The sequence below is a fragment of the Neisseria sp. P0024.S006 genome, from assembly GCF_051956595.1.
In the GTDB taxonomy this organism is placed as follows: domain Bacteria; phylum Pseudomonadota; class Gammaproteobacteria; order Burkholderiales; family Neisseriaceae; genus Neisseria.
In genome coordinates this window covers 427,685-448,059 of the sequence record NZ_JBQCXH010000002.1, presented here as the reverse complement: position 1 = coordinate 448,059, position 20,375 = coordinate 427,685, and the positions used below count along the sequence as shown (strand labels likewise).

Annotated in this window: 20 protein-coding genes and 1 pseudogene; 9 read left to right on the top strand and 12 right to left on the bottom strand. The window is 51.5% G+C overall.

The features are described 5' to 3' along the window. Positions 1-39 precede the first annotated feature (39 nt). A complete protein-coding gene (locus ACTHUF_RS05915; RefSeq protein WP_283121523.1) occupies positions 40-1,338 on the top strand; it encodes a M16 family metallopeptidase in 1,299 nt (432 codons plus the stop codon). 138 nt (positions 1,339-1,476) lie between these two features. On the opposite strand, the gene ACTHUF_RS05910 is transcribed toward ACTHUF_RS05915, so the two are convergent. From ACTHUF_RS05910 to ACTHUF_RS05880, 7 genes are all read right to left on the bottom strand, one after another. Then, the gene (locus ACTHUF_RS05910; RefSeq protein ID WP_440407333.1) at positions 1,477-2,757 is read right to left on the bottom strand and encodes a calcium-binding protein; all 1,281 of its coding nucleotides are present in this window, start codon (positions 2,755-2,757) and stop codon (positions 1,477-1,479) included. A gap of 133 nt (positions 2,758-2,890) precedes the next feature. After that, a complete protein-coding gene (locus tag ACTHUF_RS05905; RefSeq protein ID WP_440407332.1) occupies positions 2,891-3,748 on the bottom strand; it encodes a hypothetical protein in 858 nt (285 codons plus the stop codon). Between the two features lie 72 nt (positions 3,749-3,820). After that, complete coding sequence (gene glmS, locus ACTHUF_RS05900; RefSeq protein ID WP_315093148.1) at positions 3,821-5,659, bottom strand: glutamine--fructose-6-phosphate transaminase (isomerizing); 1,839 nt, start codon at positions 5,657-5,659, stop codon at positions 3,821-3,823. Between the two features lie 162 nt (positions 5,660-5,821). Then, positions 5,822-6,217 carry a hypothetical protein gene (locus ACTHUF_RS05895; protein WP_440407331.1) on the bottom strand — a complete coding sequence of 132 codons (396 nt, stop codon included), beginning with the start codon at positions 6,215-6,217 and terminating at the stop codon, positions 5,822-5,824. A 301-nt stretch (positions 6,218-6,518) separates the two neighbouring features. Further along, a complete protein-coding gene (gene glmU / locus ACTHUF_RS05890) occupies positions 6,519-7,892 on the bottom strand; it encodes a bifunctional UDP-N-acetylglucosamine diphosphorylase/glucosamine-1-phosphate N-acetyltransferase GlmU (RefSeq protein WP_188211804.1) in 1,374 nt (457 codons plus the stop codon). Positions 7,893-7,956: 64 nt separating this feature from the next. Continuing rightward, positions 7,957-8,232 carry a membrane lipoprotein lipid attachment site-containing protein gene (locus tag ACTHUF_RS05885; protein WP_039861930.1) on the bottom strand — a complete coding sequence of 92 codons (276 nt, stop codon included), beginning with the start codon at positions 8,230-8,232 and terminating at the stop codon, positions 7,957-7,959. Positions 8,233-8,293: 61 nt separating this feature from the next. Beyond that, a complete protein-coding gene (locus ACTHUF_RS05880; RefSeq protein WP_440407330.1) occupies positions 8,294-8,941 on the bottom strand; it encodes a pyrimidine 5'-nucleotidase in 648 nt (215 codons plus the stop codon). Between the two features lie 64 nt (positions 8,942-9,005). Between ACTHUF_RS05880 and ACTHUF_RS05875 the strand changes: the two genes are divergently transcribed. The 3 genes from ACTHUF_RS05875 to ACTHUF_RS05865 all read left to right on the top strand — a co-directional run bounded on the left by ACTHUF_RS05875 (position 9,006) and on the right by ACTHUF_RS05865 (position 11,508). Beyond that, entirely contained in the window at positions 9,006-10,007 is a 1,002-nt protein-coding gene (locus tag ACTHUF_RS05875) for a thiamine ABC transporter substrate-binding protein (RefSeq protein WP_440407329.1), read from the top strand. 111 nt (positions 10,008-10,118) lie between these two features. After that, entirely contained in the window at positions 10,119-10,964 is an 846-nt protein-coding gene (locus tag ACTHUF_RS05870) for a mechanosensitive ion channel family protein (protein WP_070587831.1), read from the top strand. 76 nt (positions 10,965-11,040) lie between these two features. Further along, the gene (locus tag ACTHUF_RS05865; RefSeq protein WP_070695222.1) at positions 11,041-11,508 is read left to right on the top strand and encodes a CinA family protein; all 468 of its coding nucleotides are present in this window, start codon (positions 11,041-11,043) and stop codon (positions 11,506-11,508) included. 80 nt (positions 11,509-11,588) lie between these two features. On the opposite strand, the gene efeB is transcribed toward ACTHUF_RS05865, so the two are convergent. The 3 genes from efeB to efeU form a co-directional block, all read right to left on the bottom strand. Further along, positions 11,589-12,854 carry an iron uptake transporter deferrochelatase/peroxidase subunit gene (efeB, locus tag ACTHUF_RS05860; protein WP_128582165.1) on the bottom strand — a complete coding sequence of 422 codons (1,266 nt, stop codon included), beginning with the start codon at positions 12,852-12,854 and terminating at the stop codon, positions 11,589-11,591. Positions 12,855-12,989: 135 nt separating this feature from the next. Continuing rightward, entirely contained in the window at positions 12,990-14,156 is a 1,167-nt protein-coding gene (gene efeO / locus ACTHUF_RS05855; protein WP_049335642.1) for an iron uptake system protein EfeO, read from the bottom strand. A gap of 12 nt (positions 14,157-14,168) precedes the next feature. Further along, positions 14,169-14,993: an iron uptake transporter permease EfeU gene (gene efeU, locus ACTHUF_RS05850; protein WP_036492490.1), complete on the bottom strand. Its 825-nt coding sequence runs from the start codon at positions 14,991-14,993 to the stop codon at positions 14,169-14,171. Between the two features lie 395 nt (positions 14,994-15,388). Between efeU and ACTHUF_RS05845 the strand changes: the two are divergent. The 3 genes and pseudogenes from ACTHUF_RS05845 (at position 15,389) to ACTHUF_RS05835 (ending at position 17,406) form a co-directional block, all read left to right on the top strand. Further along, positions 15,389-16,563: pseudogene (locus tag ACTHUF_RS05845) on the top strand (cytochrome-c peroxidase). 139 nt (positions 16,564-16,702) lie between these two features. Further along, positions 16,703-17,032 (top strand): FKBP-type peptidyl-prolyl cis-trans isomerase, encoded by a 330-nt coding sequence (locus ACTHUF_RS05840; protein WP_094192864.1) that lies wholly within the window; start codon positions 16,703-16,705, stop codon positions 17,030-17,032. Positions 17,033-17,157: 125 nt separating this feature from the next. Continuing rightward, the gene (locus tag ACTHUF_RS05835; RefSeq protein ID WP_003686612.1) at positions 17,158-17,406 is read left to right on the top strand and encodes a BolA family protein; all 249 of its coding nucleotides are present in this window, start codon (positions 17,158-17,160) and stop codon (positions 17,404-17,406) included. 69 nt (positions 17,407-17,475) lie between these two features. Here ACTHUF_RS05835 and ACTHUF_RS05830 read toward each other — a convergent pair whose 3' ends face one another. Both ACTHUF_RS05830 and bioH read right to left on the bottom strand, forming a co-directional pair. After that, complete coding sequence (locus ACTHUF_RS05830) at positions 17,476-18,282, bottom strand: methyltransferase (protein ID WP_440407328.1); 807 nt, start codon at positions 18,280-18,282, stop codon at positions 17,476-17,478. Positions 18,283-18,342: 60 nt separating this feature from the next. Continuing rightward, the gene (gene bioH, locus ACTHUF_RS05825; RefSeq protein WP_070624861.1) at positions 18,343-19,089 is read right to left on the bottom strand and encodes a pimeloyl-ACP methyl ester esterase BioH; all 747 of its coding nucleotides are present in this window, start codon (positions 19,087-19,089) and stop codon (positions 18,343-18,345) included. On the opposite strand from bioH, the gene ACTHUF_RS05820 reads away from it, so the two are divergent. Beyond that, positions 19,088-19,804, top strand: coding sequence for a ComF family protein (locus ACTHUF_RS05820; protein ID WP_440407327.1), 717 nt, complete (start codon positions 19,088-19,090; stop codon positions 19,802-19,804). The genes bioH and ACTHUF_RS05820 overlap by 2 nt on opposite strands. Before the next feature lie 64 nt (positions 19,805-19,868). Then, positions 19,869-20,333, top strand: coding sequence for a tRNA (uridine(34)/cytosine(34)/5-carboxymethylaminomethyluridine(34)-2'-O)-methyltransferase TrmL (gene trmL / locus ACTHUF_RS05815; RefSeq protein ID WP_036492475.1), 465 nt, complete (start codon positions 19,869-19,871; stop codon positions 20,331-20,333). Positions 20,334-20,375: the final 42 nt, after the last annotated feature.

The window sequence follows — 20,375 nt, the reverse complement described above, 5'->3', positions numbered from 1 at the left end:
CCCATATCCTTTCAGACGACCCTAACAGAAAGCCATAACATGAAACCCACCCTGCTCGCCCTTGCCCTCCTCCTGCCCTTAAGCGTCCAAGCCGCCACCGACATCCAACGCTGGCGCAACCGCGACGGCACCCAAATCCTCCTTGTCGAACGCCACGAAAACCCCATCATCGACCTTGAAGTCAGCTTCAAGGGCGCAGGCAGCGTCGCCAATCCGGACGGCAAAAGCCAAGTTGCCGAATTTACCGCCGCCCTCCTGACCGACGGCACCCAAGAGCTGGACGAAGAAGCCTTCAATGCCGAAGCCGACAACATCGGCGCACAAATCAGCAGCGACAGCAATGCCGAGAGCGCGTCCGCAGGCTTCCGCAGCCTCAGCAAAGCCGACATCCGCGACAAAGCCGCCAACTTGCTCAACCACTCGCTGACCCGTCCGCGCTTTGACGAAGCCGTTTTCCGCCGCCGTCAAACCCAATCCATCACCGGCTTGCAACAACAAGAAACCACCCCCGACTACACCGCCACGCGCGAACTGACCAAACTCATCTACCCGAACCACCCCTACGGCAGCGGCGCAAACATAACCGTTGACAGCCTCAAACGCGTCAACCTCGACGACATCCGCGCCTTCCACCGCACCCACTACGGCAAAGACAACGCCATCGTCGCCATCGTCGGCGACCTCAACCGCAAACAGGCAGAGCAACTGGTCGATCGCGTCCTCAAAGACCTGCCGGCCAAAGCCACCGCAACCCACGCCATCCCGCCCGTTCCCAAACAAACCGCCCAACGCCGCGACATCCCCTTTGCCGGCACACAGGCACAAGTCCTGCTCGGCACCTCCCTCATCAAACGCCACGACCCCGACTACTACGCCCTCGTTGCCGGCAACTACATCCTCGGCGGCGGCGGTTTCGACAGCCGCCTCATGAAAGTTTTGCGCGACCAACACGGCTACACCTACGGCGTATACAGCAGCCTTGCCCCGGCGACAGAAGAAGGCACGTTTGCCGTTTCCTACTCCACCCAAAAGAAAAACACCAAAGCCTCACTGGCCGACACCCAAGCCGTCATCGAGCAGTTTATCGCCGAAGGCCCGACCGAAGCCGAACTGAAACAGGCCAAGGCCAACATCGTCGGCAGCTTCCCCCTGCGCTACGACTCCAACGACAAACTGCTCAACTACCTGAGCCTGATCGGCCTCTACGACCTGCCCAACGACTACTTGGAAGCCTACCCCAAAGCCATCAACAGCCTGACCGTCGAACAAGTCCGCGACGCATGGCAACGCCGCGTCAAATTCAAAGACCTCAACACCGTCGTTGTCGGCGCAGAATAAAACGCTTTAAAACAACAGGCCGTCTGAAACCTTGAAATAGGTTTCAGACGGCCTTTAGCTTTGTTTAAAATCAATCAAACCATTTGTAGATAATTTATAGAATTTAAGTCCTCTTTTTACATTTTCTTTTGATTCTGCTTAAGAAAGCCTCGCTCCATGTGATTGGGATTGCACGATTTGTTTTTGTTGCTCCTCATATTCAATTCGTTGTGCCGTTTGCTGAATTTGGCTCAGGCTTTCCTCTACCGGCGTCTTAGCCGCTTCCCACATATTTACAGAAGCCATTATTAATCCGGGGGCTTTGTGTCCGATCAAGACTTCCCCATTACCTTTAATATTGATTAAAGACACGTCCTGCATATTGTTTACATAAGCCACTGAAGCTAACGACATCGCAATATTGTCCAAACTATTTGCATCGTAAACGATGTTTTTCTGGGCACAAAAATCAGCAAAAATCTGTTTCCCTTGATGATAGATTTTTTGGGCGTTTTGCGGCATATCCTCAATAGTTAAGGCCGTTGGTTTATCAATATCCGCCGCGTATTGATCGCGTTCATTCCTTTCATCCAAAGACATCTTGTTCAGATCTTCTTTGATAAGGTTACGGGTTTTTTGGTACTTTTCGTTGGCATTCTGCTCAATGTCTCGCCAACGCCCCAGCAGGCTTTTATCATATAAGGCTGGTGATTTTTTCAGCTTATTAAATAACCCTCCTCCTTGACGAAACAGAGGAATACCTGTTTCTTCTATCAAAGCATCGGATATTTTCCGATTCAATTTCTCTGACTGGAGTTTTTTGAAGTCCTTATCCGTAATAGTGACAAACGGCAGCTTGTCGGTATCGGTATAGACAAGGGGTACAGACCTGCCTATACCTTTCGGATCAATAGCTTTCTTGAACCCCGCGTTTGCCGTATCTACCATCATTTTTAGCATCCTGCCCGAAGCATCTTGAGAAGATGAACCGCCGATAAAATCGAAATTGTCGTCTTTGGGCGTGATTCTGAGGTTGCGGATTTCGCGACTGCCGTCCGGACGGACGAAGAATTGAAGTTTTCTAAGATCATCAGGTGTAACAACTACTTGTGTTGAACCGAAGATAAAAGCACGTTCGACATAGTCTGAAGATGAAGTGTCGATTCCATATTGAGAAATAGCGACAGTAAAACCTTTTCCTGGAGTCGTACTGTAGAAACCATTTTTCCAACTGTTAAATCGTTCTATCCCATAGATTTTATTGCCAATCTCATCGAAAGAATAAGGTGTATTTCTTGCAGGTAAATTCGAGGCTTTAAAAAAATTTTCAAACATCTTGAAATCTGCTGCCGTGGCATATCTGCCTGCACCATTTTTCATATAGTCGGTTGCGTCAATTTTTACTGGTGTACGATTAGCTGATGTTATCGATATTCCCATATCTTCTCTTTTGGGTGGTATCGGGCTGTTCCACAAATATTGGGATAAAATTCTATCTACTGTAACATCGGATACAGCTAAAGATTTTTTGGTTATCTGACATGATAATGTTGCTCCTCGTTAAGAAGATAAGTTATTTGGCATAAAAAGGTTGCCACAAAACATCTCCGCAATTGTTCATGAATAATATTTCTGTAGCGTATTGTTGATACGTTCTCTCTTTATTTACATTCCATCTATGCAGGCCAGGATCTACACCAGTAAATTTAAAATAAAAATTACCTACTCCGTAATTTTGAATATTGATATTTTGGGGTATGTCATTTTCTGGAAAAATTGCTGCTCCTTCCAAATAGGTAATTAAAGCATCTTTTTTAATTATTGGTTCAGTCTCTTTTTTACTTAAAACTGTACAGCAATCAGAACCATACACATCGGCACCGTTCTTACTGGGACCTCTAAGAATCAAAGTAAAACCTTTATTGTCATATTGTTCCAAATAGTTTCTCAAATCATTTTCCTGTCTGATTTCCTTTTTGGGATATTTTGCCAGCAATGCCCCATCCATCGGGTCTTTCTCCGCCAAAAACCTCCTGTCCCATTGCTCATTGGTGTAATCTTGCGGGACAAACCAGACGCTACAGGCCTTTTCGTGACGTACGCAGTCTGCTCCCGTAGAATAATCCCGTCCGCCCTGATTGGTGGTCATATTGGCCTTATAGGCTTCTGTTTCTCCCAATAACCTACCTGCAAAACTGACCATTGCTTTCCTGTGTAATTCCTCTGGGGTGTAAAACTTCCTGTCCCTCCAGCAGTAACCTGCCCTAAGTTTTTCCCTGTATTCCTGTTCTGAAATCCCGTCAGGTTTGGGATCCTTGGCAATCAGTTCTTTCCAGTATTGGTATTTATCGGGCGCAGTATATTCATATATACCGAAGCCTGCTGCCGCCAAAGCAGCGATTGCCAGTAGGTATTTGTAGATTTTATTCATTTGTTTGCCTTTAATTAATAATTAAGGTCGTCTGAAAATTTTCAGACGACCTTTTATCGTTCAAGCTAGGCTTTACTCAACCGTTACCGATTTAGCCAAGTTGCGTGGTTTGTCCACGTCTGTACCGCGTGCGAGGGCGGCGTGGTAAGACAGGAGTTGCACGGGGATGGTGTGCACAATCGGAGAGAGTACGCCGACGTGGCGTGGGGCGCGGATGACGTGCACGCCTTCGGTGGCGTTGAAGTTGCTGTCGAGGTCGGCGAAGACGAACAATTCGCCGCCGCGTGCGCCGACTTCCTGCATGTTGGCTTTCACTTTGTCCAACAGGCTGTCGTTCGGGGCAATCACGACAACAGGCATGTTCTCGTCCACCAAAGCCAACGGGCCGTGTTTCAACTCACCCGCAGGATACGCTTCGGCGTGGATATAGGTAATCTCTTTCAGCTTCAATGCGCCTTCAAGGGCGATTGGGAAGTGGATGCCGCGGCCCAAGAAGAGTGCGCTGGTTTTCTTGGCAAATTTTTGCGCCCAAGCGGCGATTTGCGGCTCAAGATTGAGAACGTGCTGAATGCTGCCCGGCAGTTGGCGCAATTCTTCAACGTATTCGCGCGCTTTTTCGGCGGAAACCAAACCGCGCTGTTTGCCCAGCGTTACCGCCAAGCCAAACAAAACAACCAGTTGCGTGGTGAACGCTTTGGTAGAAGCGACGCCAATTTCTGCGCCGGCGCGTGTGTACAGCACCAATTCGCTCTCGCGCGGCAGGGCGGATTCCATAACGTTGCAGATGGACAGGCTGTGTTTGTGTCCCAAAGACTGCGCGTATTTCAGGGCTTCCATGGTGTCCAAAGTTTCACCAGATTGGGAAATGGTGATAACCAATTGTTTCGGATCGGCAATCACGTCACGGTAGCGGTATTCGCTGGCGATTTCTACGTCAGTCGGCACTTTGGCGATGGATTCGAGCCAGTATTTGGCGGTCAGCGCGGCATAGTAGGACGTGCCGCAGGCAAGGATTTTGATGCTGTGGATATCGTCGAACACTTCGCGGGCGTTCGCGCCGAAGTTTTCGGGTTCGAAGCCGCCGTCAAGGAAGACTTCGGCGGTATCGGCGATGGCGCGGGGTTGTTCGTGGATTTCTTTTTGCATGAAGTGGCTGTATGGGCCCAACTCCAAAGAAGCCAGAGACAATTCGGATACTTTAACCGCGCGTTCGGTTTGCGCACCGGTTTTGTCGAGCAGTTTTTCGATACCGTTTGCGTTCAGCAGGGCGATGTCGCCATCTTCCAAGTAGGCGATGCGGCGGGTAAAGGCAATCACGGCGGATACGTCGGAAGCGATGAAGGTTTCCTGGTCGCCCAAGGCCACCAATAGCGGGCAGCCCATACGCGCAACAACCATTTCTTCAGGGTTGTCTTGTGCGATAACGGCAATGGCGTATGCACCATGGAAACGGGCAGTCGCAGCTTGGACGGCTTCAAACAGTTTGCCGCCGTTTTTTGTGTATTCGTGGTTGACGCTGTGGGCGATGACTTCGGTATCGGTTTGCGATTCGAAGGTGTAACCCAAAGCTTGCAGGCGTTCGCGTTCGGCTTCGAAGTTTTCGATGATGCCGTTGTGGACAACCGCAATCATGCCGCCGGAAATATGGGGGTGGGCGTTAGGCTCGGTTACACCGCCGTGGGTTGCCCAACGGGTATGGCCGATGCCGATATGGCCGAACACGCCTTTTTCGCGTGCTGCATCTTCCATCAGCTGTACGCGGCCGACACGGCGGACGCGTTTGATTTTGCCGTCCATGTTTACGGCAATACCCGACGAATCATAGCCTCGGTATTCAAGGCGTTTGAGACCGTCGGTCAGAAAATCGACTACATTGTGATTGGCGCGAATAGCACCTACGATACCGCACATATAAGTTCCTTAGTATCAAAAGTTTGAGAAAATCTACGCCACTGACTTTCAGACGGCATAGGGGATTACTTCTATCAATTTATAAAATTTAATTCTTAATAAGAATAAATACCTACCGCAAGGTAAAATATATTTTTAAAAATATTCCTTACTTTAAATTCATTATTTTACTAAAATAAATTCATTACCTTTTTTATATTTTTTATTATTCATCGCATTATATTCAATGATTTTATTATTTTTTATAATAAAATAACTTCTATTATTATCATATTGGGGGCAAGATTTATACCAATTATTTCCCTCGTCAGAACAATAACTTAAAAATAGTTTATTGCCCTTCACATATCCTTTTAATTTTCCACTTCCTCCGCTACCTGTCGAAATTCCTTCATTCCATACTCCTGTAACTAAATTACCCTTCTGTTTAAGAACCAATTCTTCCCCCCCCACAGTATCTCCAACCTGATCAGTATATGACCAAGTGCCAGAAAAAGATGAAGCGTGAGCATATGACATCAATGGAATTAACAAAAGAAATAAAATATATTTTTTCATTTTTACTCTCTAAATATTCAGTATGTATCATTTTTTACTGTTTACGAATAATCCTATACTCATTTTCTCCGACTTTACCTGTCCTCGTGTATAAATTATTTCTGTAATAGACAATATCCACTTAACTGATCCGTTTAATCATATCTGCATTAATTTTCTTACTCTGAATAACGCTTAAATAAAACTAACCCAATGTCCCCCCATAATTAAAGTTGCTAATGTTAACGATATATAAATCTTTCTTACCTTCAGACGGCCTGTTGTTTCTCAAGGCCGTCTGAAAATAAATAAAAGGCCGGTTTTACTTCTTATCGCCTTTTTCCGGACGCACCCAGCCTTCGATGACGGTTTGGCGTGAACGGGCGAGGACGAGTTTGCCGTCTTCGACGTTTTTGGTAATCGCGCTGCCTGCGCCTGTCGTGACTTTGTTGCCCAGCGTTACGGGGGCGATTAAGACGCAGTTTGAACCGATGCGCACTTCGTCGCCGATGACGGTTTTATGTTTGTTCACGCCGTCGTAGTTGGCGATGATCGTGCCGGCGCCGAAGTTGGTTTTGCTGCCGATTTCGGCATCGCCGATGTAGGTGAGGTGGTTGGCTTTGGTGCCGTTGCCGATGGTGGCGTTTTTGACTTCGACGAAGTTGCCGATGTGTACGTCGTCGGCCAGTTTGGCTTGCGGACGCAGGCGGGCGTATGGGCCGATTTGGTTGTTTTCACCAACTTCGCAACCTTCAAAATGGGAGAATGGGGCGATTTTGGTGTTGGCACCGATTTTGGCGTTTTTGATCACGCAATTGGCACCGATTTCGACGTTGTCGCCGAGCTCGACTTCGCCTTCGATGACGACGTTGACGTCAATCACGACATCTTGTCCGTGTTTCAGACGGCCTCGTAAATCAAAACGCGCCGGATCGCGCAGGGTGATGCCTGCTTTGAGCAATTCTTGCGCCTGTTCGGTTTGGAAGATGCGTTCGAGTTCGGCCAGTTGGAGTTTGTTGTTCACGCCGGCGGCCAGATGGGAGGCGCGCACTTGGACGGGATGAACTTTAATACCGTCGGCAACGGCTTTGGCGATGAGGTCGGTCAGATAGTATTCGCCTTGGGCATTGTTGCTGGAAAGGCTGTTCAACCAAGCTTCGAGTTTGGCGTTGGGCAGAACCAAAATGCCGGTGTTGATTTCTTTTACGGCTTTTTGGGCGGCATCGGCGTCTTTTTCTTCGACAATGGCGGTTACGTTGCCGTTGCTGTCGCGGATGATGCGGCCCAAGCCTGTAGGGTCGTTGGGCACGTCGGTCAACAGGCCGACTTCGTTGCCTGCGGCTTCGAGCAGGGTTTCGAGGGTGGCGGCGTCAATTAGGGGAACGTCGCCGTACAACACCAGCGTGCGGCCTTCGGCAGACAGGTGCGGCAGGGCAGTTTTGACGGCGTGGCCAGTGCCGAGCTGTTCGGTTTGTTCAACCCAAACGACATCGCGTTTGACGGTGTCCAAGACTTGGTCTTTGCCGTGGCCGATGACGACGCAGATGTTTTGGGGATTCAGGGAGGCGGCGGTGTCGATAACGCGCTCAACCATGGGAAGGCCGCCGATGCGGTGCAGCACTTTGGGCATTTTGGAGTACATGCGCGTGCCTTTGCCAGCGGCGAGGATGACGATATTTAAAGCTGTCTGAGCCATGATACGGTTTCCGTTGTCGTTGTTTGAGGCCGTCTGAAAAGTTCAGACGGCCTTGGGGATATTGTTATTCGGTTGCTGGCTGTTGGTTGGCAAATTGCGGTTTTTGCCAGTTTTGGCCGCGTTCAGCGTGTTCCGCTTGATTGGATTGGACGGCGCGGCGCTCTGGGCGGAACTGGTTGTAATTCATGTTTTTAGAATAAGTACCGTCCTGATAAACAATGGGTGTGCCGGTAGCATATTTTTGGCGTACGGCGGTACGGCCGGATTCGTTGGTGTAGGTTTCCCAAGAGCAACCGGCCAAAACGGCGGCGGCGGTCAGGATTAAAGCGAGTTTACGCATGATGTTGTCCTTGTTTTTAAATGTCGTCAATACCGTGTATTGTACTTGATTTTTAAAAATTTCACGGCAGTTTTGTGCAAAATTCAAGCAAATCCTGCATATCTTTCGCTATGCCGTCGGCAAATGGCAACGGATGGGCTTTTTCACCGTACCAAACGGTCTTCATGCCCAAGGCTTTGGCTTGGTGCAGATTGTCGGCGCTGTCGTCCACCATAATGCACTGTTCGGGATTGACGCCCAACAGGCGGCAGACGTTGAGATAGGCTTGCGGATTGGGTTTGTAGAGCAGGCCGAAGTCGTCCGTGCCGAACAAGCCGTCAAAATGCGCTTCCAAGCCCAATGCTTCAACCAATGCGCGGACATAAAACGAAGGCCCGTTGGAAAATACGGCTTTTCGCCCTTTCAGACGGCCTAAAACGTCATCAGTTCCATCCATACCCTCCACCTTTGCCAAAATTTGCTTAAGCGGGTGACTTTCACGCAAAAATTCATCAATATCGACTTCGGGATGGTGGATTTGCAAACCGGCAAGCGTCGCGCCGTATCGGTGCCAATAATCTTGGCGCAGTTGGGAGGCGGCCTCTTCGGAAAGCTTCAGACGGCCTGCCATGTATTCGGTCATGGCGCGGTTGATGATGTAGAAAATGCCGGCTTCGGCATTGTGCAAAGTATTGTCGAGGTCAAACAGCCAAACGGGGGAATGATTCATATCGTGCCTTGATATGCAGATTTTGTTATGATATTTCGTATTTTACCCGCACAAAGGAAAGAGAATGAAACTGAAATTGTCCGCAGTGGCTCTATTACTGGCTTCGGCAAACCTGTACGCCCAAACCGAAGTGCGTCTGGCCGTGCACAAATCCTTCAGCCTGCCCCCATCCGTCATCGAGCAATTTGAAAAAGCCAACGATGCCAAAGTGTCCGTCATCAAGGCAGGCAGCGGCAACGAAATGCTCAACAAACTGATTTTGAGCAAGGCCAACCCGATTGCCGATGCGGTTTACGGTTTGGACAACGCCAACATCGGCAAAGCCAAAGCCGCCGGCATCCTCGCCGCCAACCAACCCAAATCCGCACCCGTAACCGCGTCCCTGCCCGATGCGTTGGCCGTCGATTACGCCTATGTCACCATCAACTACGACAAAAAATGGTTTGAACAGAAAAAACTGCCCCTGCCGCAAACCCTGCAAGATTTGACCAAACCGGAATATAAAAACCTTCTGGTAACCCCGTCTCCCGCCACCTCCTCGCCCGGCCTCTCCTTCCTCTTGGCCAACATTGGCGGCATGGGTGAAGAAGGCGCGTTCAAATGGTGGGCGCAAATGCGCCAAAACGGCGTGAAAGTCGCCAAAGGCTGGAGCGAAGCCTACTACACCGACTTCACCCAAAACGGCGGCGCCTATCCCCTCGTGGTCAGCTATGCCACCAGCCCGGCGGCCGAAGTCCACTACTCCAAAGGCAAATACAGCACCCCGCCCACCGGCAACCTCTTCCTCAAAGGCGGCACATTCCGCCAAGTTGAAGGCGCGGCCGTTTTGAAAGGCGCAAAACAACCCGAGCTGGCGGCCAAACTGGTGAGCTGGCTGCAAAGCGGCGAAGTGCAAAAAGCCCTGCCTGCCGAAATGTGGGTCTATCCGGCAGTCAAAAACACACCGCTGCCCAAAGTATTCGAGTTTGCCCAAACACCGAAACACAGCGATTCCCCCAACCGCGCCGACATCAACACCAAACAAAAACAATGGGTGAGCCGTTGGAGCAAAACCGTTTTACGTTAAACCGAAAAACTTAAAAACACATCAAGGCCGTCTGAAAAAACAAATCATTAGTTTTTCAGACGGCCTTGTTTTACAATGACCTTTTAAACAACTTCACACGCACACACAATTATGAATTTCGATCTTCAAGTCCTCTCCTCCTTCTCCGGTTGGGAACAACTCGCCCAAACCGGCATGTCTTTCGGTACCAACCTGCTGGCCGCCTTAGCCATCTTCTTTATCGGCCGCTGGATCGCCACACGCTTGGTAACACTGATGAAAGCCGCGCTGACACGCGCCAAAGTCGATAAAACACTGGTCAGCTTCCTCGGCAACGTCGCCAACATCGGCCTGCTGATCCTCGTCATCATCGCCGCACTGGGCAAACTCGGCATCCCGACCACTTCCGTTACCGCCTTGATCGGCGGCGCAGGCTTGGCCGTGGCTTTGTCTTTGAAAGACCAACTGTCCAACTTCGCCGCCGGCGCGCTGATTATCCTGTTCCGCCCATTTAAAGTCGGCGACTTTATCCGTGTCAACGGTTTTGAAGGTATCGTCCGCGAAATCAAAATGGTGCAGACCTCTTTGAGTACGCCGGACAACGAAGAAGTCGTCCTGCCCAACAGCGTGGTCATGACCAACAGCATCACCAACCGCTCCTCCCTGCCCCTGTGCCGCGCCCAAGTCGTTGTCGGCGTCGACTACGCCTGCGACTTGAAAGCCGCCAAAGCCGCCGTATTGAGAGCGGCAACCGAGCATCCATTGTGTGTTCAAACCGAAGAACGACCTGCCGTCGTATACATTACCAACCTTGGCGACAGCGCCATCGAAATTACCCTTTGGGCGTGGACGCAAGAAGAAAATCTCGGCCCGTTCCGATTCGCCCTGAACGAGCAAGTGGTTGAAAACCTGCGTGCCGCCAACATCAACATCCCGTTCCCACAATGTGATGTCCACCTCATTCAGCCGAAAGCCTGATTTCAGCTTTCAGGCCGTCTGAAACCCGGCGGGTCAAACGCCCGCCCCATTCCACCCTTTTCCATAAGGAGCCGCCATGTCCCATCTGCAAACCATCGCCGAACACCTGACCAGCCGCCGCCAAACCGTTACCTGCGCCGAGTCCTGCACCGGCGGCCTACTTGCAGGTGCGCTGACTTCCATTCCCGGCAGCTCGCAGTGGTTTCACCAAAGCTTCGTCACATACAGCAACCAAGCCAAACAAGACCGCCTCGGCGTCATGCCCGACACCTTGCTGAAACACGGCGCGGTCAGCCGCGAGACCGTCTATGAAATGGCTCGCGGCGCAAAAGCCGTCGCGCAGGCAGATTACGCCTTGAGTATTTCAGGCATCGCCGGCCCTGGCGGCGGCAGCGCGGCCAAACCGGTCGGCACAGTCTGGTTCGGCCTGGCCACGCCCGAAGACTCGTTTGAGCAAACCGCGCTATTCACAGGCGACCGCGAAGCAGTAAGGGCGCAAGCCGTCGAATACGCATTGGCTTTCTTGGCGAAACATTTAGTTTGATAGAAAAAACTCAGGCCGTCTGAAATCTGGAAATCAGTTTTCAGACGGCCTTTTATTATCTATTCAAACCATCGGCGGATTTATACGCCCAAAAGCTCTTTGCCGAGGAAGCTGCCTTTTTCGACACCCGGCAGGACGAAGAAATAGCCGCCGCCAAACGGGCTGATGTATTCCTCCAGCGGCTCGCCGTTGAGCAGGTTTTGCACGAAGATGAAGCCGTCGGCAAGGTTGGCCTGATAGCAGATAAAAATCAGGCCGACATCGAGCTGGCCGTTGGCGGCAAGGCCGCGCGAGTAGTTGAAGGCGCGGCGGTAGAGCAGGTGTTTTTTCATAAACTCCGGATCGCGCGGATTGGCAAGGCGCATATGGCTGTCTTTGGGCGTGATTTTGCCGTCGGGGTCTTTGGCAAAATCGGCGGTGTCGCCCTCTTTTTTACCGTCCATGGGCGCGCCGCTGTATTTGCGCCGGCCGAAAATATCGGTTTGTTCCTGCATCGGGGTGCGGTCCCAAAACTCGACAAAGTGGCGGATAAGGCGGACGGCCTGATAGCTGCCGTTTTTCGCCCATGCCGGTTCGTCCAAGCTGTTGGCAGCAACGCCCGTCCACAGGACTTGATCGGCGACTTTGGGATCTTCGACTTTGGGATTGCCGGAGCCGTCGCGGAAACCTAAAAGATTGCGCGCGGCAATGGCGCCGGGTTCGGCTTTAGGGAGCCAACCGTCTATGCTCCAGCGGATGACGGCAAACTGGGCGGTGTTTTTGATGATGTCGCGCAGGGCGGCTTGGCAGGTTTCGGGGGAGAATGCGCAAATTTGCAGGCTGAGGTCGCCGTCGCACCAAGATTTTTGGAGTTTGTCGTTGGGGAAGTCGCGCATTTCCTGCAGGTGTTTCGGCTTTTTGTCTTTGAGGCCGAAGCGGTCGTCAAAGAGGCTGCTGCCGACGCCGACGGTAACCGTCAGCCCGTCGGGACGGAATTGTTTGCCGAGAATGCCGCTGCCTGCAGGCGGGAGCTTGTCATCGCCGTCTTGGTATTCGCCGCCTTGGGTGAGGAATTCGATGCGGGCGGTCAGGGCGCGGAACAGGTTTTCAAGTTGTTTGGCGTCTTTGGCGGTAACATCAAAGGCACACATGATGCCGAAGAGCTGGTGTGGCGTAACGATGCCTGCCTGATGCTCGCCATAACACGGATAGGCCAGCTCGGAATGTTGGTTGTTTTGGGTTTCGGCGGCGGCTTCGCCTTGTTTTTTACCGGCAAAATAACCGGCAACGCCGATGGCGCCGGCGGCAAGGGCAGTTTTGAAAAGGGTTCGTTTTTCGGGTTGCTCCGGTTGTTTGTTTTGGCTCATGGTCTGCTCCTTGGCAGGGAACGGAAAGATTGCAATCGTGTGAAGTAAGGTCGGTTTTCAAGCATATTTTGTGTGGGCGACAATAAGATTCAGACGGCCTTTCAATATCCAAAGGCCGTCTGAAAACGCGTTATCTTATTTCAAACCCAAAATGCCGCGCAGTTTGGCCAAGTCTTCTGCCAAGGCATTAATTGGCGCCTGCAGGGCTTTGCGGTCTTCTTCGCTCAGTTTGTCATACAGCTCGAAACCGTTCGGGGTTTTGTATTTCGCCAAAATGTCTTCAACCTGTTTGAAGTTGGCATCGGTTTTTTCCAACAACGCTTTGTCTTTGGCTTCGATCAGTGGACGGAACAAATCAACGATTTTTTTGGAGCCTTCCACATTGGCTTGGAAGTCGCTCAAGTCGGTATGGCTGTAACGGTCTTCTTCGCCGCTGATTTTGCTGCCGGCCACTTCTTCAATCAGTTCGGACGCGCCGCCGACCACCTTACCCGGAGGAAACGCCAATGCGTCGATTTCTTTTTGCAGTGCTTCGACATCGGTCATCAGTTTGGCTGCAATTTCCTTCACGCCGGATACGTCTTTTTCTACCCAAAGGGCGTGTTCGATACGGTGGAAGCCGGTAAATCCGGCATCTTTCGCACCGTCTTTGAAGTCGTCTTCACGCGCATCGATGACGGGGTCGAGTTCGCTGAAAAGCTCGGCAATCGGTTCGATACGTTCGTAATGGACGCGGGTGGCGGCAAACAGGGATTTGGCCTTTTCAATGTCGCCGGCTTTAACGGCTTCGGTAAAGGTTTTGGTTTTCGCCACCAGCTCTTTAACCTCGCCTTGAACGTAAGCTTTATAGTCGGCGAGCGGTTGGGACAGTTTTTCCAAATCCGCTTCGTTGGCAGTGTCTTTGAAGCCGCTGTCGGTAACAATCAGCTTACCGCGCGGATTTGTCAACAGGCCGCAAGTCATTTCGTATTCGCCCGGCAGTAGGGTAACGGTCATTTTGTCGGATAAACCCGGGGCGATGTTTTCACGCTCGTCCACCACCATCACGCCTTTCAGAATTTCCCATTCCAGCTTGCGGCCGCTGTCGTTTTTAATGTTGAACACGACTTGGCCGCTGGGGACGGTCAATTCCATCGGTTCGCAGGCAGTATCGTTCACACCGATATTGACCGAACCGTCGGCATTGGCGGCAGCGGATGCGCCTGAAGCGGCAGGCGCGGCTTTTTCGGCTTCAGGCGGCTGACACGCGGTCAAACCCAGAGCCAGCATTACAGACAAAGCAGTCAGATTGAATTTTTTCATTTTACTTCCTTCTTATTTAGTTAACGTTTTTGCCGGCGCACTGCCGCGCAAAAACCAAATCATGACGGGAACCAGATACAGCAGCCAAATCAGGACTTCGCCTTCGGTCGGGTGGTCGGTATAGCCGAAGAAACCGCCGAGCAGCACGCCTAAAGGGCTGTCTTCATGCAAATATTTCGATGTGTCGAAAGCAATATCCTGCATCACATTCCATACGCCGGCCTCATGCAGCGCGCGAAATGAACCGGCCAACAGACCGGCCGCTACCACAATCAAAAACGCGCCCGTCCAACGGAAAAACTTCGCCAAGTTCAGGCGCATACCGCCCTGATAAATCAGCGTACCGATGACAACCGCCACCAACAGACCCAACACCGCGCCTATCGGCATAGACCACGTCGGGCTTTGCTGGAACACGGCCAGCAGGAAAAACACACTCTCCAAACCTTCGCGCGCCACAGCCAAAAACGCCATGCCGACCAAGGCCCAACCCTGGCCGCTGCCGCGGTTTAAGGCCGACTGAACAGAATCCTGAAGATGCTGTTTCATCGAACGCGCGGCCTTCTTCATCCACAAAATCATGTACGTCAGCATCGCCACAGCCACCAGGCCGATGGCGCCGACCACCAATTCCTGTTCTTTTTGCGGAATCTCGCCGGTAGCGGAATGAATGCCGTAACCAATACCCAAACACATGACCGAAGCCAAAAACACGCCCAGCCAAACCTTCGGCATCAGCTCGCTGTGTCCCGACTGTTTCAAAAAACTGGCAACAATGCCGACGATCAGGGCGGCTTCGATGCCCTCGCGCAGCATAATCAATAAAGCAATCAGCATAAAAAACTCTAAAGTGAAATGTTCATTTGTTAACGCATTTATAACGCTTTATGCTTAATAACGCAAATTATTTTTATTTTTTAATAACCCCATATTTATTAAGATTTTTTAAAATAAAATAACGGACGTAATCAATAAAAACTAAAAGGCCGTCTGAATAAGGCCGTCTGAATTTTATTTTTTCAGACGGCCTTAATTTATCTAAGCAATTGTAAATAAATAATAAAAAAGTTCCATAGTATAAATTTCCCTATCAGTGATATTTTCAGAATTTATCAAATTTAAAAGGTTGATTTACAACAAAAATTAAAACCGCCTTATCTTTTATAGTTGGCATATTGCTGGTGCAATCAGCAATCCATGACATAACAAACGCATAACAAAGGAACCCTCCTATGCCACGTTTAAAACTCCACCAAATCGCTTTGGCTTTGGCCGTTTCTGCCGCGCTGACCGCCTGCGGCGAGAAAACGGCTCAAACAACCGAAACCCCTCAAGCAGCTTCTGCCGCGAGCGGTGCCGATGCTGCCGCAAGCACCGCCGCTGTTTCGGCCCCTCAAAATTCCGCCGATGTTTCTGCCGAAGACAAAGCCCTGTTGGAACGCGCGCAAGCTACGTTCAAACCTTTGCCTGACTTAGCGAAATGCAAAAAGTTCGTCCGTTTACCGAAGAACAGGTCAAACTCGGCCAACAACTTTGGTACGAAAACCGCCTGTCCAAAGGCAACACCGTCAGCTGTAACTCTTGCCACAACTTGGCAACTGCCGGCGTAGACAACATGCCGACCAGCGCGGGTCACAAAAGCCAATTCGGTGGCCGTAACTCCCCAACTGCTCTGAATGCCGCCTTGTTGGGCAGCCAATTCTGGGACGGCCGTGCCGCCGATGTGGAAGAACAAGCCGGCGGCCCATTGCTCAACCCTGTTGAAATGGCCAACGCTACCGAAGCCGATGCCGCCGCCAAAATCGCCGGTATCCCTGAATACCAAGAAAAATTCAAAGCCGCATTCCCTGAAGACGGCGCGGTTTCCTTCAAAAACATCACCACCGCATTGGGCGCGTTTGAACGTACCCTGCTGACTCCGACCCGTTGGGACGACTACCTGAAAGGCAACGTATCTGCCCTGAGCGAACAAGAACGCAAAGGCGTACGCGCATTTATGGACAACGGCTGTATCGCTTGTCACAACGGCGTCAACTTGGGCGGTGCCATGTTCCAAAAATTCGGTTTGGTGGATGGTCCTTACTGGAAACACATCGACGATCCTAAACACGACAAAGGCCGTGCGGACGTAACCAAAAAAGCCGAAGACGAATTCTTCTTCCGCGTTCCCGGCTTGAGAAACGTTGAGCGCACCTACCCATACTTCCACAACGGCAGCGTTTGGGAATTGGATAAAGCCGTCAACATCATGGCGAAAGCGCAATTGGGTAAAACCCTGGCTCCGGAAGACACTGAAAACATCGTTGCCTTCTTGAAAGCCCTCTCCGGCAATGTTCCTGAATCTGCCCGAACCATGCCTGAGCTGCCTGTATCCACCGATGTCAAATCCCGACCTGACAACAAATAAGGGTTAGCATAAAACAAAGGCCGTCTGAAAATCCGTTTCAGACGGCCTTTTTGCTGCCGGCCATATGGGCGGCTTTGTTTCACGATTGCGCACAATATGGTAATCTTGAGCCGATTTTCACCATACATCCGAAAGGAACATCATGAGCCTGATTATTGAAGACTTGCAAGAAGGCCACGGCAAAGAAGCCGTCAAAGGCAAAGAAATCACCGTACATTACACCGGCTGGTTGGAAGACGGTACCAAATTCGACTCCAGCCTCGACCGCCGTCAACCGCTGACCATCACCCTGGGCGTCGGCCAAGTGATTAAAGGTTGGGACGAAGGCTTCGGCGGCATGAAAGAAGGCGGCAAACGCAAGCTGACCATTCCTTCCGAAATGGGCTACGGCGCACACGGTGCCGGCGGCGTGATTCCTCCGCACGCGACTTTGATTTTTGAAGTCGAGCTGCTGAAAGTGTACGAATAAGCATTTGACGCTTCCAAAGACCGAGGCCGTCTGAAACCCGAAGTTTGGTTTTTCAGACGGCCTGTTTTTATCAAGATTCGGTATAATGCCTGTTTTACAAACAAACCATTTCCCAAGGAACCCTCATGCTTTTACCCGAACAAGTCAAAACCCTGATTGAAGGCGTTACCCCTTGCGAACACGTCGAAGTCGAAGGCGATGGCCATCACTTCTTCGCCGTAATCGTTTCCTCTTCCTTTGAAGGCAAAGCCCGCCTCGCCCGCCACCGCCTGATTAAAGACGGCCTCAAGCCGCAACTCGAAAGCAATGAATTGCACGCGCTGTCGATTTCCGTTGCCGCCACGCCGGCCGAATGGGCGGCCAAACAGGCTTAATTCGGAATCAAACAAAAGGCCGTCTGAAAACTTTTCAGACGGCCTTTTTGCATTCAAATCCAAGCAGCCTCAGCTTCCGGCCTGCATCTGTTTTTTCGGGAAAAACTGCACCACGTTCTCCCCTTGCGGCAACACCAATTTCTTCACGGCATGGCCGTACACGGTTTCAAGCGTGATGTTCAGACGGCCTTCGTTGGCAAAAATCTTATCCACACATTCCTTGGCCGCCTTCGGATGGCTGAACTTCAACGCATTCCACAATCCCAAGGTTTCCATGTCCTGCCAAAACGTCCCGGCTTTTTTATAGCTCAACTCAAGCTTGGCCGTATCGGTTACCGGATCGTAAAAGCCGTTGTCGGCGAGCATATCGCCCAAGTCGTGCATATCAATCAGCGTGGGCGCTTCGCATTCGATGCCTTCATGGTTCAGACGGCCTGTCAGCTCGGTCAGGCTGTCGCGGCCAAAGTGCGTGAAAAACAATAATCCGTCAGTTTTCAAGGCTGCGGCCCAGTTTTTCAATACCGGCAAAATATCGTCGGCGCGGCTGAGGCTGAGGTTGGCCCACAACATATCGGCAGCTGCTTCAGGCAACGGCGCAGTCAGGGCTTGGCAATGTTGCGGAATGGTTTTGCCGGTCAGCTTCTGCCAGAAACCGCCTTTGCGCGCGGCGGCGGCGGTTTTCAAAAAGTCGGCATTCGGATCGTATTCTTCAAACACGGCGTCGGGATAACGCGCGGCCAGCAGGCTGCGGCTGATGTCGGCATCAGCACCAATCAGCATGATGCGTTTGGGTGCATTGCGGACCAGCTGCAGGCGCTCGTCGGTGTCTTGGGCGAGATGGCGGTGAATTTGCCAGCGTTTGTCTTGTTCGGTCATGGTGGGTCGTGTCAGCGGGCTTTGCCCGACAATATTCTGTTTTTATGGTTGAAGGCTGTTTCAGACGGCCTTTTCGACAAAATTGCGGTAGGTTTCGGCAAATTCGTCGGCATGGCTTAAAAAGGGCGCGTGTGCGGCTTTGTCGATAAGGACCAGCTCGCTGTTACTCAAATGGCGGTGTAAATATTCGCCCATGCGCGGCGGTGTAATGGCGTCTTTCTGTCCAAACACCAGCAGTGACGGCGTCTGAATCAGCGGCAACAGCGGACGCGCATCGGCATGGTTGACCGCTTCAAGCGCGGCCTGCAGGGCGGAAGGCGTGCCGCAGCGCGCTAAATCGGGCAGCACCCGGTTTAAGATTTCGCCGGAATGGGGCGTGTGCAGCAGTTGTAGTTGTAGAAACTGCTTAATATGTTTGGCATAATCCTGCTGGAATGCGCCGACCATCTTGCCCAAGGCAGGTTGCGCCAAGCCTTCGGGATAATCCGTGTCGGCAGTCAATCGGGCAAAACTTGCCGTCAGGCAGAGCGATTGGATTTTGTCGGGATAAAGCGCGGTCAGATACAGAGCAACCAGTCCGCCCAGCGACCAGCCGAGAATGTGTGCCGGCGTGTCGATTTGTCCGGCGAAGGCTTCGGCAACGGCGGCAATATCAAACGGTTCGGTAAAAGGCGCATCGCCGTGTCCGGGCAAATCAAGCGCGCGGACATCCCAACCGGCAGGCAGGCGCGGTATCAAATCGTCGAATACATGGCGGTTCGCCGCCCAACCGTGTATCAGATAAACTTTTTTGGCGGAGTGTGGCATGAATGTTCTTTCTTGGTGGCGCAATTTGAAACGGCTCAATGCGCGACGTTGCGTATTATGCCACGATTCCGTTTCAGACGGCCTTTGTCGAGGCTGCGCAAACGATTTGACGGAATATTTTATCGACGCGGCACAAAACTGTCCTTTATGTTTCCGCCATGTCGCGGGCGGGGCAGTATGCGGCAGTTGTCAGAAAAAGCCGCCCGCATTTGATAGAATGTGGGCCTCGCTGTATTACGAACCGCCCGTCAGCAGCATGATACGCGAGCTGAAACACTTGGCCGATTTGGGCATGAGCCGTCCGTTGGCGGATTTGATGTGCCAAAACGCACCCGGCTGGCTGGCGACGGAACACTTCGATTTCGTCCTGCCCATGCCTTTGAGCAAAGAGCGGCGGCTCAAACGCGGATTCAACCAAAGCGAGGCGTTGACGGATATTTTGGCGAAACGCTACGGCTGGACGCTGCTGCCGCGCCACGCGGTTTTCAGACGGCATGGCGAGCCGCAAAGTACGCTGAAAAGCGACGAACGTCGGCGAAATATCAAGAATGCATTTAAAATCAAAGCCGAATTGCCGAAGGAGTGTAATATTCTGTTAATTGACGATGTCTTCACCACCGGCTCGACTTTGGACGAATTGGCGAAAACGCTGAAAAAATCAGGCGCAGGCCGAATTTGTTGTTGGTCTTTGGCGCGGCCGCCAATGAAAAAATAGCTTAAAGTTTTTGACACCCATGGAACATTTCGGCATTATGCCACTCTATAAGTGATTGATTTATATGTTTACCATAGTTTTGTACCAACCCGAAATCCCGCCCAATACGGGCAATATCATCCGTCTGTGCGCCAATACCGGTGCAGATTTGCACTTGGTCAAGCCGCTTGGGTTTCCGCTGGATTCGTCCAAAATGAAACGCGCGGGTTTGGATTATCACGAGTTTGCCAAACTGACGGTACATGAGAATTTCGAAGACTGCCTCAAGGCACTCGAAGGCCGCCGCATTTTCGCGCTGACCACCAAAGGCTCTACCCGCCCCGACGAAGTTTCCTTCCGCGAAGGCGACGTGTTGCTGTTTGGTCCCGAAACGCGCGGCCTGCCTGCCGAAATTCTCGACAGCCTGCCTGCCGGACAAAAAATCCGCCTGCCGATGATGCCCGGCAGCAGGAGCATGAATCTTTCCAATACCGTCGCCGTGATTCTGTTTGAAGCATGGCGGCAAAACGGTTTTGCCGGCGGCGTATAACAGGCCGTCTGAAACCGCTGCGTTATCAACTCAAGAACGGAA

What these genes read in the sequence shown, in the direction of transcription:
- ACTHUF_RS05915 (WP_283121523.1), top strand. Translation starts at nt 40, where the DNA reads ATGAAACCCACCCTGCTCGCCCTTGCCCTCCTCCTGCCCTTAAGCGTC.
- ACTHUF_RS05910 (WP_440407333.1), bottom strand. Translation starts at nt 2,757, where the DNA reads ATGGGAATATCGATAACATCAGCTAATCGTACACCAGTAAAAATTGAC.
- ACTHUF_RS05905 (WP_440407332.1), bottom strand. Translation starts at nt 3,748, where the DNA reads ATGAATAAAATCTACAAATACCTACTGGCAATCGCTGCTTTGGCGGCA.
- glmS (WP_315093148.1), bottom strand. Translation starts at nt 5,659, where the DNA reads ATGTGCGGTATCGTAGGTGCTATTCGCGCCAATCACAATGTAGTCGAT.
- ACTHUF_RS05895 (WP_440407331.1), bottom strand. Translation starts at nt 6,217, where the DNA reads ATGAAAAAATATATTTTATTTCTTTTGTTAATTCCATTGATGTCATAT.
- glmU (WP_188211804.1), bottom strand. Translation starts at nt 7,892, where the DNA reads ATGGCTCAGACAGCTTTAAATATCGTCATCCTCGCCGCTGGCAAAGGC.
- ACTHUF_RS05885 (WP_039861930.1), bottom strand. Translation starts at nt 8,232, where the DNA reads ATGCGTAAACTCGCTTTAATCCTGACCGCCGCCGCCGTTTTGGCCGGT.
- ACTHUF_RS05880 (WP_440407330.1), bottom strand. Translation starts at nt 8,941, where the DNA reads ATGAATCATTCCCCCGTTTGGCTGTTTGACCTCGACAATACTTTGCAC.
- ACTHUF_RS05875 (WP_440407329.1), top strand. Translation starts at nt 9,006, where the DNA reads ATGAAACTGAAATTGTCCGCAGTGGCTCTATTACTGGCTTCGGCAAAC.
- ACTHUF_RS05870 (WP_070587831.1), top strand. Translation starts at nt 10,119, where the DNA reads ATGAATTTCGATCTTCAAGTCCTCTCCTCCTTCTCCGGTTGGGAACAA.
- ACTHUF_RS05865 (WP_070695222.1), top strand. Translation starts at nt 11,041, where the DNA reads ATGTCCCATCTGCAAACCATCGCCGAACACCTGACCAGCCGCCGCCAA.
- efeB (WP_128582165.1), bottom strand. Translation starts at nt 12,854, where the DNA reads ATGAGCCAAAACAAACAACCGGAGCAACCCGAAAAACGAACCCTTTTC.
- efeO (WP_049335642.1), bottom strand. Translation starts at nt 14,156, where the DNA reads ATGAAAAAATTCAATCTGACTGCTTTGTCTGTAATGCTGGCTCTGGGT.
- efeU (WP_036492490.1), bottom strand. Translation starts at nt 14,993, where the DNA reads ATGCTGATTGCTTTATTGATTATGCTGCGCGAGGGCATCGAAGCCGCC.
- ACTHUF_RS05835 (WP_003686612.1), top strand. Translation starts at nt 17,158, where the DNA reads ATGCTTTTACCCGAACAAGTCAAAACCCTGATTGAAGGCGTTACCCCT.
- ACTHUF_RS05830 (WP_440407328.1), bottom strand. Translation starts at nt 18,282, where the DNA reads ATGACCGAACAAGACAAACGCTGGCAAATTCACCGCCATCTCGCCCAA.
- ACTHUF_RS05820 (WP_440407327.1), top strand. Translation starts at nt 19,088, where the DNA reads ATGAATGTTCTTTCTTGGTGGCGCAATTTGAAACGGCTCAATGCGCGA.
- bioH (WP_070624861.1), bottom strand. Translation starts at nt 19,089, where the DNA reads ATGCCACACTCCGCCAAAAAAGTTTATCTGATACACGGTTGGGCGGCG.
- trmL (WP_036492475.1), top strand. Translation starts at nt 19,869, where the DNA reads ATGTTTACCATAGTTTTGTACCAACCCGAAATCCCGCCCAATACGGGC.